A 17,023-nucleotide genomic window follows, 5' to 3' on the forward strand; every position below is an offset into this window, starting at 1 on the left:
AGGCGCGACGGTGATCAGGAACGGTTCGTGATGAGCACGGCCGCGAGGGCCGCGGCCCCGGCATTCCCCTGATCCCTGTATCCGACCGTCCTCAGGTCGCGGGGCTCAGCCGCCTTCCATCCGCTCGTCCGCGTGTGCTGGTAATAGAGCTCCTGGACCGTCGTGCGCCGGCGAACGGGATTCAGGAGTCTTTGGAGACGAGCTTCGTCAAAGTTCCGAAACCAGCCGTGGTCCTCGTAACGGCCGAACGGCACGGTGATGAGAAGGCAGCCGCCGGGCCGGAGCAGGCGCACCATCTCCGAGAGCGCGGCTTCCGGCGTGGTTTCTCCGACCTCTCCCTGCACGTACCCCGAGTTATCCATGCCGACGTGCTCCAGGGAGGAGATGCACCAAATCAGATCGAAGGTCTCGTCGCCGAACGGCGTCGCGCCGATACTTCCGCGGATCGACTTCGTGTAGCAGGACGACGTGTCGTAGGCGGCTTCCGCGATGTCGATTCCGGTGAGATCGCGCGGCGAGGGCAGAGATCGAAGCATGGCCAGGTGGCACTCCATGCCGTTGGCATGTCCGACGTCCAATACCTTCATTCCCGGCTCGTACGTGAGCCGCGCGAGGAGTAGCTCCACGACACGTTCCGGGAGGTGCTTGCCATACCGGAACGGCAGATCCACGCGCGCCGGAAAGTCATGCCGGCCTTCCCGGAATGCACGCTCGTATTCCCTCACAATCTCCCGCTGAAGATCCCGTCCCAGCTTCCGTCGCAGAAAGTCCGCAGCTCGCTCGAGGAGGGCTTGCTCGGGGGCAAACGCCGGGAGTCGGCGAATCTCCGGGACCGCGCCCGCAACCTCTGCCGCGGCGCGCTTCGGCTTCGGCGACCCGAACACCTTTGCCTCCGACTGGGGACCTGATGCGACGTTGCGGCGAGAATCGGGAGGAGCACGCAATAGATCGGCTGCCAGGCTCGCTGTCTTGAGCGTCGCCGCGCGGGATGCCGTGGAGGTGAGGCACGAGCGCTACCCGCGGCCCACGGAAGCTGGTATAGTCCTGGGAGTTTGCTGCAGTGAAGGATGATTGTCCCCGTCAGGAATTCGCCGCCGGTCAAGGCCCCGAAATGCACCCAATAGCCGAGCTGGTGAAAAGCGTCCCGGTTGTGAGGGCGTTCCTCAAGACCGGGCTCTGGAAGCGCGTCCGCCACAGCATCGTGCTCATGGCGGCGCCTCGGGCTACCGGGATAACCTTTACAAGATTCTTGAGACGTCCGAGCCAAGCAGACGCGCTTGCGGGTCCGGTCTACAGCTTCCTTCGACACGGCGGGGTTCGGGAAGCTCTCCGGATCCTGGTGCTTGGGTGCTCCAATGGATCCGAGGCCTACACGATAGCGTCCGTTCTCCGCCAAGCGTGGGCCGATGCCGAGTTTTCCGTTCATGCGGTGGATATCAACCGGGATGTCATTCAAAAGGCGGAGAGCGCCGCCTACAGCCATCGAGAGGTCTTCTCAACTCCCGAGCTGCCCGACGCCTTCGTACAATCCACGTTTGATTTGGAGGAAGGCGCGTACCGCGTAAAGCCGGGGATTCGGAGACAGGTATCGTTTGGCGTCGCCGACATCCTGGATCCAAACCTGGCGCATGTCCTGGGGAAAGCCGACGTCGTCTTCGCCCAGAATGTGCTGATCAATATGCGACCGAGGATGGCCAGGCGGGGGTTTCAAAACATATGGACTCTCTTGAAGCCAAGGTCGGTGCTTTTCATCGACGGTATGGACCTCGGGTTGCGGACCAAGCTCACACGTCAATTCCGCCTCCGGCCGCTGGAATACAAGCTGGAAGAGATTCACTCTGAAGCGGAACGAGAGAGATCTGGACCCGCTCAATGCTCCTACTCGACACTCGAGCCGTTGTCACGCGATCGACCCGACTGGCAGCGAAGGTACGGCACGATCTTCCTCCGGGACGACGCCTGACGGCCCAGCGGCGCGTGGTAGTGGGTCTGACCCACTACCACGCGCGTCGCAGGCTTCCCACGGAGACATCAAATCGTTAGAATGCCGGCAGCTTGCGCCCGTAGCTCAGCTGGATAGAGCGTCTGCCTCCGGAGCAGAAGGCCAGGGGTTCGAATCCCTTCGGGCGCACCACCAACGCTCCATGCCGACACCCGCCCCATTCCGCTGGACCGAACGCAGGATCGCGCGGCTTTCCACGCTCATCGTCGCGGGGGCCGTGGTGGTGCTCGATATCGTCCTCTTCTTCGTCTATTTCCGGACCGTGGCCCCGATGCTCCAAGACTTGCCGCTCTACCGGTACATGATTCCGACCGGGATTTTGGCGGTCCTTCTCTTCGCGCTCCGCCGCTTCCTCACACAACTCCGTCTGTTCCGGCAAGATCAGTAGCTTCGGCCCGCCGCGGCATGGAGGTTGCACCGATCCTCTGCGCCATGAATCGCCATGACCAAATCGTGCGTTCTGCAACGACCGACCTCTCGGAGAGCGATCTGTTCTTTGCCACCCTTCAGGAAATTACCAGCCTGATCAACGGCGGCAGGGCGCAGGAAACGATTTTCGAATCGGTCCTGGACTGTGCCCTCCAGATCCTCCACGCGCAGGCGGTCTTCCTCATAACCGTCGAGGGGAGGAAGGTGCGGAAGTACGCGCGAAGGATTTCGAACGACGGCCAGCTCCACAACCTCGAGCGGTACGACATCGAGAGCCAGAGCGGCATTTCCCGGTGGGTCATGCTCGAAGGGCAACCGCTCCACGTACCCGATGTGGGAGCCGATCCGCGCTACCGTCCGGAGGCCGACTCGCTGCCCGGACTGAACACAACCGCCTGCCTGGCAGCTCCCCTCAAGGTGCGTGACACGACGCTCGGCGTCCTCGTCGCGGTGAACCGGATCGATGGGTCGCCGTTCGATGTACGCCACCTCCGCGTCCTTTCCCTTCTTGCCAATCACACGGCGATCGCGATCGAAAACGGAAAGCTCTTCCGGCGGGCGGAGCAGCTCGCCGTCACCGACGATCTCACCCAGGTCTACAACTACCGGTTTCTGAAGATGGCTCTGCGCCGCGAGGTGAAGCGGGCGGCTCGATTCGGGCAGTACTTCTCGCTCATGATGCTCGACGTGGACAATCTGAAAACCTACAACGACCGGCACGGACATTTGCGCGGGAGCGAAGTGCTGAAGCTCGTGGCGCAGGCGCTCGTGCGCGAGGCGCGCGCGATCGATCTCGTGGCAAAATACGGCGGTGACGAATTCGTGGTCATCCTGCCGCAGACGGCCCGCGAAGGCGCGTGCGTGCTCGCGGAACGCGTAAAGCAGGCGGTCGAATCCAGGGCCTTCCCGCTCGTGGATCCAGGCGCGATCACCATCAGCGTGGGCGTCGCGACGTTTCCGGAAAGCGGGGCCACCGCCGGGGAGCTGCTCGAAGCCGCGGACATCGCCCTTTACGCCGCCAAGCAATCCGGCAAGAACCAGGTTTCCACCGCTTAGGATGGAAAGCAATCGATGGCGCTTGTAGGCAGCCTGCGCGATCTCAGCCTGCCGGAGCTGCTCGCTATCATCGCGAACGGAGAGAAGAGCGGCGTGATCACGATCCGTTCCGACGCGGCTACGGCGCAGATCCATTTGAACCGGGGCAAGATCGTCCGGGCCTCGGACACCCTTCGCGACGAGCGGTTCGGCGAGATCATGCTGAAGCTGGGAAAGATATCGCAGGAAACCCTGGCCGCGGCGCTCCGAGCGCAGGAAACGGCCGGCGGATCACGCCGGCTCGGCGCAATCCTCGTGGACATGGGAGCGATCACGGGCGCCGATCAGAGCGGGGCGGTTCTCTATCAGACCTGCGAGGCGCTCTACGACCTCTGCACCTGGCAGGTCGGCTACTTCCAGTTCGACGCACAGGAGGCGCCGGAGGAGACCGGGATCGCGATTCAGGTCGACACGCTCCTCGAGGAGGTGGATCGCAGAGCGCAGGCCGGCGAGCGCGCGCGAATCGAGTCGATGCGCCACGTGCCCGACTCTCCTCTCCGCGGGCGACGCGAGCTGACGCCGGACAAGCTGGAGTTGATCCGGCTCACCCGGAGCTTCCATCTCAGGACCGAGGAATTCACGCCGCTGGCCGACGAGGACGCCCCGGAAGGGGAATCGCTTTGACAGCCGCTCACCCGAGCGGATAAGGTCCGGCCGTGCCTGCGCGGCTCCACGATCCTTCGCTGGTCCTGGTCTCGATCGGTCTGGTCGCGCTGCTTCTCCGCATCGCGCGGTGGGCCCAAGGGCGCGAACAGCGCCTCCCGCATTTTCTCTTCCGGAAGCTTCTCCACGCGCTCATCGGCGCGGTGACGCTTTTCATGACGGCCCTGTTCCATTCCCGGGGGTGGGCGCTCGTTCCACCCGCGCTCTTCATCGCGCTCAACGCCTCGCCGAAACTCCGCGACTTCGTCCCAGGTCTGGCCGACGGCGAAACGGAGGCCCGCGGGCTCTGGATGTTCCCCCTGGGGGTATGCATGACCTACCTCTTCTTCTGGGATGTTGGCCATCGAGGGGCGGTCCTCGCGGGAATCGCCGCGCTGGCGTTCGCGGATCCGGCGGCCGCCCTCGTGGGAACGAATCTGGGCCAAAGGCGGTACGCTCGGTGGGCCCACGGGCGCACGGTGGAGGGCTCACTCGCGTTCTTCCTGATCGCCGCGGCGGCCGTCGCCGTCGTTGCGGCCGTCTGTCCGGGAGGGCCGCCTGCGGCGCGCGCGGGCGTGGGCTGCGGCATCGCGGGGGCCGTGGCGGAGGCGCTTTCCCCTCCGGGGGTGGACAATGTGACGGTTCCGCTCCTCGTCGCCGCGGCGTACCGTTTTTTAGCGTGACCGGGTGAGGCTCAACCCCTCCGCGCCGTGGGGAGCGCTCCTCGCTCTCGCCGGGGCGGCTCTGGTGCTGGTGACACGCCAGGGCACGCGCAGCGGCGCCCTGGCGGGATTTCTGGTCGCGCTGATCGCCACGGCTGGGCTCGGCGCCGCCGCCTTCGTGCCGCTCGCGCTGTTCGTATTGGGCTCGGGTCTCCTGACGCGCACCGGCCGCGCAAAGAAAGAGCGTCTTGGGATGGCGGAGAATAACGAGGGTCGCCGCGGCGTACGGCATGTAACGGCGAAGCTCGCGCTGCCGGCCGCCGCCGGAGGGCTCGCCCTGTTCGGCGCGGCGCCGGACGCCATCCTGGTTCTCGCCTATGTCGCCGCCCTCGCGGGCGCCTTCGCCGATACCGCGGCTACCGAGCTGGGGCCCGTCATCGGCGGGCGCGTGCTTGCCCTGCATGGCTTCCGCATTGTCGCGGCGGCGCACGGAACCCCGGGCGGCGTGAGCGCCCCCGGGCTCCTCGCGGGCGCGGGATCGGCGCTCCTCGCAGCGATCGCGGCCTCCGGAGTCGGGCTGCTTCCGGCGACCTCCGCCTGGATCGCGGCGTGCGCGGGATTTCTTGGGAGCGTGCTCGAGAGCGCGCTTGCGCCCACCGCCCTCGGAGCCCGCGTGGGTCATTTCGGCCGGAACGTCTTCGTTTCTGCGGCGTCGGCGGGTCTGGCGCTCGGTGCGAGCGCCCTCGGACGGATCGGATCGTGAGCGAAATCCTTTGCGTGGTCGGCGCGCGCCCCAACTTCATGAAGATGGCTCCCATTTTGAGGAGCCTTCGCCCTTTTCCGCAGATTCGGCCGTACCTCGTTCATACGGGCCAGCACTACGACGAGGACATGTCGCGGGTCTTCTTCGACGAGCTGGGCCTCCCCGTTCCGGATCGCGATCTCGACGTGGGATCGGACTCGCACGCGCGACAGACCGCGCGAATCATGACGGCCTTCGAGCCGGTTGTGGAGGATCGCGCTCCGAAGCTGGTCATCGTGGTGGGGGACGTCAACTCCACGCTGGCGTGCAGCCTCGTTGCGGTGAAGCTCGGGGTTCCCGTGGCGCATGTGGAAGCGGGGCTGCGGAGTCGCGACCGCACGATGCCCGAGGAGATCAACCGGCTCGTCACCGACGCGGTCTCGGATCTCCTCTTCGCGACCTCGGCGGACGCGGTGGACAATCTGCGCGCCGAAGGGGTCCCTTCCGCGAAGATCCACCTCGTCGGGAATCCCATGATCGATACGCTGAGGCTCCACTTGCCGGCGGCACGCGAGCGCCGCGCGGCCGAGCGGCTGGGACTCAAGGAGCGCTCCTACGCTCTCGTAACGCTCCACCGCCCCAGCAACGTGGATCAGCCGGAGAATCTCCGTAGGGTCATGGAGGCGCTCGGCCAGCTGGCCGCCAAGATCCCCGTTCTGTTCCCGGTTCATCCGCGCACGCGCGAGCGGATGGTGCGCGGAGGACTCGATCCTCCCGCCGGTCTCCGAATCACGGAACCGCTCGGCTACCTCGACTTTCTGAGCCTCATGGACCGGGCACGATTTCTGCTCACCGACAGCGGGGGCATTCAGGAGGAAACAACGGCGCTCGGCGTTCCATGTCTCACGCTCCGTGCCAACACAGAACGACCGGTCACAATCGCCGAGGGTACGAACAGGCTTCTTGGCGACGATCCCGCTTCCATCATGCCAGCGGCCCTACCGCTGCTGGAGGGCCCGCTTCCCCCAGCGCGTTGCCCGTCCCTCTGGGACGGACAATCCGGTGGCCGGATTGCGCGCGTGCTGACCCAGTACCTGGGTGTTCGTTGACACCCCCTTTGGTGAATGCTAGTTTGAATATTTGACAAAAACATGCGTAGAAACCCTACCATTTTGGCGGTGACTGGGCTCGGGGCGGCACCGGGTTTTGGTTTCCGGTTCTTGAGCGGTCTGGTGGCTCTGGCACTAATCGTGCTGGGGCCTGAACCCCTTACCCAGGCCTCCGCCGCGGAGGAGCTCCGGATTGGGCCAGGCGATGTCGTCAACGTTGTGGTTGCGGGGCGGACCGATTTGACGGGGAAGTACACCGTCGGCGCCGACGGCCAGCTTTTCTTGCCGCTGGTCGGTGGAGTCGACGCGAAGGGGAAAACAGCGAGGGAGTTGTCCGCCGATCTCTCCCGGCGCCTCTCCGTCTTCGACCGGGACATCACGAGGGTGGATGTCTCGATCGCGCAGTCTCTAAGTCTGAATATCCTCGTCCTAGGAGCCGTTACGCGGCCGGGAAAGTATGCGTTCGCGAAGCTTCCGAACATTTGGGAAGCGATCGGTGAGGCCGGCGGTCCTGTTGAGGATGCGGTCCTCTCCGCGGTTGAGATTATTCCCGGCGATCCTTCCTCAGGAAGGGGCGTGGTCGTTGTGAATGTCGAGTCGGCGCTTCGTGAAGGGCGCCTCGACCAGCTCAGCCAGGTGAAGCCCGGGGACACGATTCGCGTGCCCCGCCAGAGCTCCACCTCGGTGGCGCTGACGCCCAATACCGTGTTCGTATTCGGCGCCGTCGTCCGGCCCGGTATGTTGAACCTCGAGCGCGGCGGCGACTTGATCGGCGCGTTGGCAAGGAGCGGTGGCCCCAGCCCGGACGCCAGCCTTTCGAACATAGAGATCGTCCGCAAAAGCGGCGCCCAGACGATCCCCCTCAAGGCCAACCTCAGGGAGTATCTCGGAAAGGGCAACACCTCCGGCAATCCGCTGCTCCGCCCGGGGGATGCCATATTCGTACCGCACATTCGTCCTGGCGGAAGCGGCTGGGCCAACGCGGTCCGCACGATCATGCCCTTGGCAACGCTTGCCGTGTCCATCGTCGCTATCTCCCGCCGGTAACCTATCGAGCGTCATCGTGAACGGTTCCTCCCCACTTGATCTGCGCGAGATCCTATGGAAGGTCCGTCATCTTCTCTGGGTTGCGCTCCTGCCCATCGTGACCGCCGCCTGCGCGGGCCTCTTGTACCTGGTGATCACCCGGCAATACGAAGCGGCCGCCACCGTCTCCGTGGGGGAGCAGACGAGCGTGTCTCCCGCGTTGGAGCCGCTCGTGGGCGACCAGCGAGGGCCCGCGGAATCGTCCACTCCGACGGTCATTCAAATCGACAACCGTCTCCACAGCCGTTCCTTTCTCACTAGCATCGTGAACCAGCTGGGGCTCGCGCACACCAGGGAGATTCGTCTTCGGGCCGCCGAAGAGGCCCAGCATCTCGAGGGGGTTACCACGGACGAGCTCGCGCTCCGGAGGGCAATCTCGGTGGTTTCGCGGCGCATCTTCGCTTCGCCCGTCGGCCCCCCGGCCAGATCGTCAGTAACCCTCGTTCGGATTTCGGCCCTTGGGGATGATCCCGCCACGGCCCGGCAGCTCGCCACAACGGTGGTGAACACGCTCGTGCAGGAGAACGCGGTCACGGCCCGGGAGCAAGCCCGTGCCAGGGGGGCGTTCAGCGCCGACCAGATCAAGATCTATGAAGAGAAGCTGCGTCAGTCCGAGAACGCGCTTCGCCAATTCGAGGAATCCGTGATTGGCAGCCAACTCGCGGATGTCCCGGTCAATGCCCAAAACGCCGACCTAGCACGAGAGACGGTTCGGACGACCGACGCGGAGATGAACCAGATTCGTGAACGGCTTCGGACGGAGCAACTCCAGTTGAGGGGGCTCGCCGGCGTCGACGCGACGATCCCCAACCTTGAAAACGGGAACACCAGGGCCCTCGAGGCGCGGCTCAAGGAGCTCGAGGTCAACTTGGGAGTCGCGGACCTCCGGGGCGCCGCGGGAACGGGGGACATCTCGGCGCAGAAGCTCAGGATCGGGGCCACGCGGCAGGCTCTGTTCGCCGCCTACCGGGACCTGGCCAGCGCTCGCGGGGGGCTCCTCAGCGACGATGCGCGCGACCTGGTCGCGGGAATCGCACTGGACCGATCCGAGCTCCGATCCCTGCGCGAGAAAAAGGATCGGATGAACGCATATATCCAGAGCTATTCGCGGGGGATGCAGCGGTCCCCGCGGGACCAGATGGAGGAGCAGCGATTGAAGGACGAGGCTCAGAGGAATCGAGACCTGCTGACCGCCCTTCAACGAGAGGCCACATCGTCGCACCTTTCCGAAGCAATCCAGGAGAGCCAGCTTGGATTCCAAGTGGAGGTCGTCGAGCCGGCGTTGATTCCGCTGACCCCGTACCCGACTCAGCGCCTCATCAAGATCCTCTCCTCGGCATTGCTCCTGGGCGCCTTCCTCTCCGTGATCGTGGTCATTGGAATGGTGCGGTACAACGCGTCTCTATGCTCCCTGGAGACGGCGGAAGAAGCCCTCCAGGTCAAAGCGCTCGGGGCGATCCCACGGATCGAAGCCTGGTCCCCACCCGGAACATTCCTCAGCCGAAACTGGGCCCCGGTTTCGCTCGCGATCGTCATACTCGCCACGGCAGCTTTCTGTGTCGTTAACGGCTCCGACCACAGGGGACCGGTAGCGACGGGCCACGACGCCACAACCCAGCAGCAGTGACCCCTCCTATGGCCAGGGCAGGCCGCAATCTGTTCACGGGCTTCTCGCTCGATGCCCCCTACGTCACAGAAACTCGTCGCATCCTCCAGACTCTGGGCCGAAGAACCCAGGACTCCGGTCAGCGCGTGTTCATGGTTACGAGCGCGGCACGAGGCGAAGGCAAGAGCACGATTTGCGCTCTTCTTTCGATCGTCGCCGCGAAGGCCCTCGGCCGCAACACCCTCCTCATCGACGCGGATTTGAGACGGCCGACGATCCACCACCTGCTGGGGATGAGCCCGCGGCCCGGATTGTTCGAGTTCCTCGAGGGAAGGGTCTCGTTCGATACGGCGATGCGTCCGACCTTGCTTCCGAAGTTGTCCGTCATCTCGAGCGGAGCGCATCCGGCGCGCCCTGGAGAGGCATACCGCGACGAAACATTCGCGGCACTGGTGAAGAGGGTCCGCGGTGCGTTTGATCTGGTCTTCATAGACAGCGCCCCCGTCGTACCCGTCGTGGAACCCCTTCTCATGGCGGAACACGTCGACGGCGTCATCGCCGTCGTCATGGCCGGAAAGACGCCCGTGCCTCTCGTCAGGAGAATGCGCGACATTCTCACGCCGGCGGCCCAGAAGCTCGTGGGCGTGATTGTCAACAACGCGTCCAGCCAGCTCCCGTATTACTACGACTACCGCTACTACGGATACCCGGGGCAGGAGGCTCACTCCAGACGCGCGCGGCAGGGCCCCACCATCCATTCCGATTCGCACCCTTCGGGCTCCCGCGCCTACAAACTCTGACCTGAGGAAGCTCATGTCGAAAGCGTCGGCCACACGCTCCCCCTTGAACCGCTTTCTTCGCCGCGTCGACCGACGCTCCGCAAAGGTCGGCATCGTCGGGCTGGGCTACGTCGGGCTTCCCCTCGCGGTCGAATTCGCCAAAGCGGGGTATCCCGTCACCGGGTTCGAGATCAACAACCGTCGTGCCGCAGCGATCAACGCCGGGCGCTCGTACATTCAAGACGTTCCACGCACCGAGGTCCGGCATCTGGTCGCGGCCGGCGGGCTCCGCGCCACGACCGACTTTGAACACCTGCGCGAGATGGACGCCATCGATATTTGCGTCCCGACGCCCCTCCGCAAGACCCGAGATCCCGATGTCTCGTACATCGTCGCGGCCGTGGACGAGATCGCGCCGCGATTGCGCCGGGGTCAGCTGATCGTCCTCGAGAGCACAACCTACCCGGGAACGACGGAAGAGCTGGTGGCGCCCGCCCTCGAGAAGCGAGGGCTGCGCACGGGGCGGGATTTTTTCCTCGCCTTTTCGCCCGAGCGAGTCGACCCCGGCAACGCGGTTTATCAGACCAAGAACATCCCCAAGGTCATCGGCGGCGTCAGCCGGGATTGCACACGAGCCGCCTCGGCGCTCTACGCCTCCGTTCTGGACAGGGTCATCCCGGTCAGCTCGACCCGCGTCGCCGAGATGGTGAAGCTGCTCGAGAATACGTTCCGGAGCGTGAACATCGGACTCGTCAACGAGCTGGCGCTCATGTCCGACAAGATGGGCATCAACGTGTGGGAGGTCATTGAGGCGGCCGCCACGAAGCCGTTCGGATTCATGCCCTTCTACCCCGGTCCGGGGCTGGGAGGCCACTGCATCCCGATCGACCCCTTTTATCTTTCCTGGAAAGCTAGGGAGAGCGGCTTCGAGGCACGCTTCATCGAGCTCGCGGGGCAGATCAACGCCAGCATGCCGTACCACGTGGCGAAGCGGGTGGGGGAGGCCCTCAATTCTCTCCGGCGGCCGATCCGCGGCTCGAGGGTGCTCATCCTCGGCGTCGCGTACAAGGCCAACATCGATGACGTGCGCGAGTCGCCTTCCTTGGATCTGATGGAGATCCTCGCCCGCGAGGGCGCCAAGGTCAGCTACTCGGACCCCCACGTCCCATCCATCGTCCATTCCGGACACACGATGCGTGGAAAGCCCTTCCGGGCAAGCTCCCTGCGCGCGGCGGACTGCGTCGTGATCGCCACGGCACACAAGGCGTTCGACTTCAAGGTGATCGCAAAACACGCGCGCACCGTCGTCGATACCCGGAACGCGCTCAAGGGCCGCCGCACGCACGGCGTCTTTCGGCTCTAAGGCGTCCATGCAACACTACCTCGTAACCGGGGGCGCCGGGTTCATCGGCTCTCACCTCGCGGTACGGCTTCTCCGAGACGGACATCGCGTTCGTGTGCTCGACGATCTCTCCACCGGGCGGCGGGAAAATCTCGAGGCCATCGCGGCGGCGGGAGCCCAAGACCGTTTCGAATGGATCGAGGGAGACGTCCGGTCCTCCACCACGTGCCTTCGGGCGTGTAAGGGGATCGATTTCGTGCTGCACCAGGCGGCCCTCGCGTCCGTGCCCCGGTCCGTCGAGGATCCGGTCGGGACGACGCAGGTGAATGTCATGGGCACCCTGACCGTACTGGAGGCCGCGCGCCGGTGCGGCGTCCGACGGGTCGTCCTTGCGAGCTCCTCCTCTGTCTATGGCGACACCGAGGTCCTTCCCAAGTCGGAGGACATGGAGCCGAGGCCTCTGTCCCCCTACGCATGCGCCAAGCTCGCGGGGGAAACCTTCGCGAGGGTCTTTGCGGTCACCCTCGGTCTTCCTACCATTTCCCTCCGTTACTTCAACGTGTTCGGTCCGCGCCAGAATCCGGACTCAGCTTATGCCGCGGTCGTCCCGCGCTTCGCCCGGGCGCTCCTCGAGCGCCGCCGACCTCAGGTCTTCGGTGACGGGCACCAGAGTCGTGACTTCACCTTCGTGGACAACGTTGTCCAGGCCAACCTGGACGCGTGCACCCGAGGTGAGGGGCGCGGGGAGGCGATCAACATCGCCTGCGGAGAGCGATATTCGCTGATGAATCTCTTGGACGAGCTCGCCTCGCTCACCGGGCAGACCCCCGACCCTGAAATGCTTCCGCCGCGGCCCGGGGATGTCCGGCACTCCCAAGCGAGCATCGACAGGGCCAGGCGGCTCCTCGGCTTCTCTGTCCAGACGGGGTTTCGCGAGGGCCTGGAGCGAACGGTGCAGTACTACCGCGATGCAGGCTGAGCCCGCCTCCGAAGCTCCGGAGCCCGTGCGCGTAAAGCCCGCCTCGGACGTACCTGCGAGCTGCTGGGATGACTACGTCCGTCGCAACCCGCAGGGAACCCTGTGCCACCTCCGAGCCTGGCTCGACACAGTCGGAGCCGCGTACCCGTATGAGTCTCACTCTCTCGTCGCCGAGCGAGGCGGCGTCCTATGCGGAGCGCTCCCCCTGTACCGGGCTCCGGTATTCCCGTCCGGCGCGGCGCTCATCTCCTCACCCGCCGCGATCTATGGCGGCATCATCGCGGACGATCCCGCCGCCGCGCGCGCCCTCTTGACCTCGGCCGCCGAGCTCGCGGATCGATTTCGGGTCCGATACCTCGAGCTGCGAAACAGGACGGCGACGGGCAATCTTCAAGTCAAGAACCTCTACGTGACCTTTCGAAAGCCGATCGCTCGCGATCCGGAGCGCAACATGAGAGCCATTCCCACCCGGCCTCGCACCGCGATTCGCCGGGGCATTCGTCTCGGACTCGAGGCCGAGCTGGGAGGAGAGGAGCTGTTGCGGGAATTCTACCGGGTCTACTCCATCAACATGCGGGACCTGGGGAGCCCGCCCTATCCTCCGTCTTTCTTCCAGGGCTTGCTCCGCGCGTTCGGCAACGATTGCCGAATCCTGATTGTCCGGCACAAGAGTCGCGCCGTGGGGGGGGCGGCGGCGTTTTTCTTCCGGAACGAAGTATTACCCTACTGGGGGGCTTCCATCCGCTCGGCCGCGCGAGAGCTTTGCGTCAACGATTTCATGTACTGGACCCTGCTGAGCCGCGCTGCAGAGCGGGGGTGCGAGCTGTTCGACTTTGGCCGCAGCAAGGTGGGGACGGGAGCCTACCATTTCAAGCGTCACTGGGGCTTCGAGCCGACCCCGCTCCCGTACCAGTATCATTTGGTAACGCAGAAAAACTTGCCTGATTTGAGCCCGCTGAATCCTGGATTCTCGCTGCCGATCCTTCTCTGGAAGCGGATGCCCATTTCCATCACCCGCTGGCTGGGCCCCAAGCTCCTGCGCTTTTTCCCGTGAAGATTCTCTGTCTGTGCCATCGGATTCCATATCCCCCGGACAAGGGCGACAAGATTCGGTCCTTCCATCAAGTGCGCGCGCTTTCAAAGAATCACCGCGTTCACCTCGCGTTCTTGATCGATGATCCCGCCGATCGCACCCACCTGGATGCCGTCGAGCGATTCAGCGCCACGGTGGACTGGGCCTACCGTGGCCGGCAGGCCTCGATGGCCCGAGCGGCCTTTGCGTTGCCTTCACGGACCCCTTTCTCGGTCGCGGCATTCCACTCGCCCACGCTCCATCGTAAGGTGCGCGATCGCATCCGAGCGGAGCGCCCCGATGCGGCTCTCGTCTTCTCCACGGCAATGGCGCCCTACGTTCGCGGGGAGCGGGGCATGGCGAAAGTCCTCGATCTGGTCGATGCGGACTCCGCGAAATGGCGGTCCTACGCCGACTCTCACACCCCGCCCTTATCGTGGATGTACCGCGAAGAGGCGAAGCGCCTTTCGCGGTACGAGGTCGCGGCGGTGGAAGACTTCGACGAGGCCATCGTCGTTTCGGAGGCGGAAGCCGAGCTTCTGCGCGCTGCCGGCTCGCGACGGGAGATCACGGTGATCCCCAACGGCGTCGATGTGGAGTACTTCCAGCCCGAGGCAAACTCCCCCGAAACGGCCGCGGAGCCCGCGGTGGTTTTTTGCGGGGCGATGGATTACCTCCCCAACGTCGACGGCGCCCGCACCTTTGCCGCGGAAGTCTTTCCACTCATTCGAAGCAAGGAAGGGACCTGCACCTTCTACATCGTCGGCCGAAATCCGACGGCGGCCGTCCGCAAGCTCGCCGAGCTACCGGGCATCGTGGTGACCGGAAGCGTGCCGGATACCCGGCCCTACCTTCGCCGCTCGCGGGTGGCGGTCGCCCCCCTGCGGATCGCGCGCGGCATCCAGAACAAGGTCCTGGAAGCGATGGCCATGGGTCTTCCCATCGTTGGAACACGGGTCGCCTTCCAGGGAATCGGCGCGACCTCGGAGGACGGTGCTCGGATCTCGGACTCGCCCCGCGAGATGGCGGAAGCCGTGCTGGAGCTCCTGAAATCCCCCGAGGCTCGTCGCCGTTCCGGCGCTCGCGCGAGACAATTCGTGATGGAGCGTCACCGCTGGGAAGGCCACCACGGCATGCTAGAGGCGTTGCTCCAGCGGGCGTGCGAGCGGCGCATCGCCGCCGGAGAGGTCACGCCATGACGGAAGGCGCGTACGCTTTCGAGGAGATTCAGACCTTTCAGGAATTCCTCGCCCTCGAAGACGAGTGGAACGACCTTCTGGACGGAAGCCTCGCGGATCTGCCCTTTCTCCGACACGAATGGTTTCGCATCTGGTGGTCGCAGTTCGGCGTCCAGCACAGGCTCGCGATCATTCTCGGAAGACGGGGGAGGAAGGTCTGCTTCGCGGCCCCCTTGATGGAGCGGAGCCGACGGATGATGGGACTGCCGCTCACCTGCCTGCAATCGTTGACGAATGATCATTCCTGCCGGTTCGACCTCTTGGTGCGGGAGGGAGAGGAATCGGCCCTGGAGCGGTTCTGCGGATACCTCGCCCGAAGGCCGCGACCGTGGGACCTGCTCCTCCTCCAAGATGTGGCGGAGGACAGCCCGGTGCTTCCCGGACTGATCCGCGCCGCCCGCAATGCCGGGTACCGCGCGGAAGCCGATCATGCGTACACCTGTCCGTATCTCCCGCTGGGCGGATCGTGGGCGGATTACTGGAGCGGGCTCAAACCAAAGTTCCGCTCGAACATTCGGAATCGCTCCACGAGAGTCGTTCTCAGGGGCCCCCTCGATTTCCGCGTCGCTTCCGATCCCGAGCAGGTTGCGGCCGCGTTGGCCGTCGGGATCGAGCTGGAACAGAGGAGCTGGAAAGGCAACGCAGGAAGCGCGATCGCATCCGATCCGTCCGTCGCGGCCTTTTACACCCAGTGGATGCAGGTCGCCGCCGACCGGGGATGGGCCCGTCTCTCCCTGCTGACCGTTGGCTCCGAGCCCGCCGCCTTCGACTGCGGGCTGCGTTACCGGGACCGCTTCTACTCGGTCAAGATCGGCTACGACCCCGAGTTCGCACCGTACTCCGTCGGCCAGCTGCTGAAGCGAGAGCTGCTCCAGAGGCTCTTCGCGGAGGGCGTGAGAGAGTACGACTTCTTGGGCGAAATCAATGATTCGAAACGAGACTGGCTCCCGCGGACACGGGAGCACGAGTGGATCTTCGTGTACGGACGGGGAATCCTCCCGCGCTTGCACTACGCATACAAATTCCAGCTTCGTCCAAGAGTGAAGGCGCTGTTGAAACGGGCGGGGAAGTGAAGCCAAGGATCCCGTTCATCCAGCCGCTTACTCCCGGGGATTTCCTGGGCGCCAGACGAGAAACGTTGGCATCCATCGCGCCGCCAGGCACGCGACACCAACTCTACTACCTGGCGCGAAACGCGATTTGGCACGGAGTCCGGGCGCTCGGGCTCAAGGAGGGGGATGAGGTGCTGGTGCCCGCGTATTGCCACGGGGTGGAAATCGACGTGCTCCTCGCGCTCGGGCTCAAGCTCCGCCGCTTCCGGATCGATGCCTCGGTGCGCCTCGACCCCTCGGAGATCGCCCGGCTCATCTCCCGCGACACGCGGGCGATCTACGTCACTCATTACTGGGGCTTTCCTCAACCGATCGAAGCCATCCGAAACCTGGCGGATGGCCACGGTCTGCCTCTAATCGAGGACTGTGCTCTCTCCATGTTTTCCAAGTCCGGAGACAGACTCCTGGGCACATTTGGCAGCATGGCGATCTATTGCATCTACAAGACGCTGCCGGTTCCCCATGGAGGGGTCCTTGTGCTCAACCGGGACTCCCTGCCGATGCCGGCGGCACCGATACCGCCCGATCGCACATCGACCGCCGCCTATTGCGTCCACCGCGGTCTCGACTGGTTGGAGTTGAGATGGGGGGAGCCGGGGCACCGGGTTGCCGAGCTGGCCCGTTCCGTGGCCCGAGCCCTCAAGGGATGGAGCAAGCATGCGCCGGTGTTGGTCGACACGAACCGCCTGGATCCCCGTTTCCTCGACCTCGGCATCTCACCCCTGGTGTCGTACCTGATCTCGCGAGCCGACGCCGAGGCAATCGCGCGTCGACGCAGAGAGAATTACGCCTGCCTGCTGAAGCACCTCGATCCTCAAGTCCGCGTGGTCCACCCCGATCTGCCTGCCGGGGTCTGCCCCCACTCCTTTCCGATCCTCGCGCAGGACAAGGAATCGCTCCAAGCGAGGATGCAGGAGGAGGGGATCGAGACCATAAATTTTTGGTCTCGGACCCACCCCGCCATCTCCGAGGAGTCCTTTCCCGAGATCGGGTTTCTCAGGCGGCACGTCCTCGAAATCCCGGTTCATCAGAGGCTTCACCCGGGGCACATGAAATACATGGCCCATACCTTGAACCGGGTGGCCCGGTGGACATGAATCTTGTTGCGGAGGCCGTTCCTGCCCTCGC

17 protein-coding genes and 1 tRNA gene are annotated in these 17,023 nt (G+C 64.8%); 17 read left to right on the forward strand and 1 reads right to left on the reverse strand.

The window, feature by feature from the left end; genetic code table 11:
* Positions 1-14 precede the first annotated feature (14 nt).
* Complete coding sequence (locus tag E6K76_00005; protein ID TMQ61012.1) at positions 15-959, reverse strand: class I SAM-dependent methyltransferase; 945 nt, start codon at positions 957-959, stop codon at positions 15-17.
* A 152-nt stretch (positions 960-1,111) separates the two neighbouring features.
* Here E6K76_00005 and E6K76_00010 point away from each other — a divergent pair, with 152 nt between their 5' ends.
* From E6K76_00010 to E6K76_00090, 17 genes are all read left to right on the forward strand, one after another.
* Complete coding sequence (locus tag E6K76_00010) at positions 1,112-1,963, forward strand: hypothetical protein (GenBank protein TMQ61013.1); 852 nt, start codon at positions 1,112-1,114, stop codon at positions 1,961-1,963.
* A 94-nt stretch (positions 1,964-2,057) separates the two neighbouring features.
* Positions 2,058-2,134: transfer RNA gene (locus E6K76_00015), tRNA-Arg, on the forward strand.
* 10 nt (positions 2,135-2,144) lie between these two features.
* A complete protein-coding gene (locus tag E6K76_00020) occupies positions 2,145-2,390 on the forward strand; it encodes a hypothetical protein (GenBank protein TMQ61014.1) in 246 nt (81 codons plus the stop codon).
* A 17-nt stretch (positions 2,391-2,407) separates the two neighbouring features.
* On the forward strand, positions 2,408-3,487 hold the full coding sequence (locus E6K76_00025; protein ID TMQ61015.1) for a sensor domain-containing diguanylate cyclase: 1,080 nt from the start codon (positions 2,408-2,410) through the stop codon (positions 3,485-3,487).
* 15 nt (positions 3,488-3,502) lie between these two features.
* Entirely contained in the window at positions 3,503-4,150 is a 648-nt protein-coding gene (locus tag E6K76_00030; GenBank protein TMQ61016.1) for a DUF4388 domain-containing protein, read from the forward strand.
* A gap of 32 nt (positions 4,151-4,182) precedes the next feature.
* Positions 4,183-4,851, forward strand: a complete 669-nt coding sequence (locus tag E6K76_00035) for a hypothetical protein (protein ID TMQ61017.1) — start codon at positions 4,183-4,185, stop codon at positions 4,849-4,851.
* A gap of 4 nt (positions 4,852-4,855) precedes the next feature.
* Positions 4,856-5,593, forward strand: coding sequence for a DUF92 domain-containing protein (locus E6K76_00040; GenBank protein TMQ61018.1), 738 nt, complete (start codon positions 4,856-4,858; stop codon positions 5,591-5,593).
* A complete protein-coding gene (locus tag E6K76_00045) occupies positions 5,590-6,681 on the forward strand; it encodes a UDP-N-acetylglucosamine 2-epimerase (non-hydrolyzing) (protein TMQ61019.1) in 1,092 nt (363 codons plus the stop codon). The genes E6K76_00040 and E6K76_00045 overlap by 4 nt, the downstream gene beginning before the upstream one ends.
* A 42-nt stretch (positions 6,682-6,723) precedes the next feature.
* Positions 6,724-7,728, forward strand: coding sequence for a hypothetical protein (locus tag E6K76_00050; GenBank protein TMQ61020.1), 1,005 nt, complete (start codon positions 6,724-6,726; stop codon positions 7,726-7,728).
* On the forward strand, positions 7,613-9,394 hold the full coding sequence (locus tag E6K76_00055) for a hypothetical protein (GenBank protein TMQ61021.1): 1,782 nt from the start codon (positions 7,613-7,615) through the stop codon (positions 9,392-9,394). Before E6K76_00050 ends, E6K76_00055 begins: the two co-directional genes overlap by 116 nt.
* An 8-nt stretch (positions 9,395-9,402) precedes the next feature.
* A complete protein-coding gene (locus tag E6K76_00060; protein TMQ61022.1) occupies positions 9,403-10,173 on the forward strand; it encodes a CpsD/CapB family tyrosine-protein kinase in 771 nt (256 codons plus the stop codon).
* A gap of 13 nt (positions 10,174-10,186) precedes the next feature.
* Complete coding sequence (locus E6K76_00065) at positions 10,187-11,515, forward strand: nucleotide sugar dehydrogenase (GenBank protein ID TMQ61023.1); 1,329 nt, start codon at positions 10,187-10,189, stop codon at positions 11,513-11,515.
* 7 nt (positions 11,516-11,522) lie between these two features.
* Positions 11,523-12,473, forward strand: coding sequence for an SDR family oxidoreductase (locus E6K76_00070; GenBank protein ID TMQ61024.1), 951 nt, complete (start codon positions 11,523-11,525; stop codon positions 12,471-12,473).
* Positions 12,355-13,527, forward strand: coding sequence for a FemAB family PEP-CTERM system-associated protein (locus tag E6K76_00075; protein ID TMQ61025.1), 1,173 nt, complete (start codon positions 12,355-12,357; stop codon positions 13,525-13,527). The genes E6K76_00070 and E6K76_00075 overlap by 119 nt, the downstream gene beginning before the upstream one ends.
* Positions 13,440-14,744 carry a TIGR03087 family PEP-CTERM/XrtA system glycosyltransferase gene (locus E6K76_00080; GenBank protein ID TMQ61026.1) on the forward strand — a complete coding sequence of 435 codons (1,305 nt, stop codon included), beginning with the start codon at positions 13,440-13,442 and terminating at the stop codon, positions 14,742-14,744. Before E6K76_00075 ends, E6K76_00080 begins: the two co-directional genes overlap by 88 nt.
* Positions 14,741-15,856: a GNAT family N-acetyltransferase gene (locus E6K76_00085; protein ID TMQ61027.1), complete on the forward strand. Its 1,116-nt coding sequence runs from the start codon at positions 14,741-14,743 to the stop codon at positions 15,854-15,856. The genes E6K76_00080 and E6K76_00085 overlap by 4 nt, the downstream gene beginning before the upstream one ends.
* Positions 15,724-16,992, forward strand: coding sequence for an aminotransferase DegT (locus tag E6K76_00090; GenBank protein TMQ61028.1), 1,269 nt, complete (start codon positions 15,724-15,726; stop codon positions 16,990-16,992). The genes E6K76_00085 and E6K76_00090 overlap by 133 nt, the downstream gene beginning before the upstream one ends.
* Positions 16,993-17,023 lie beyond the last annotated feature (31 nt).

This window comes from Candidatus Eisenbacteria bacterium (assembly GCA_005893275.1).
Lineage (GTDB): Bacteria > Eisenbacteria > RBG-16-71-46 > SZUA-252 > SZUA-252 > WS-7.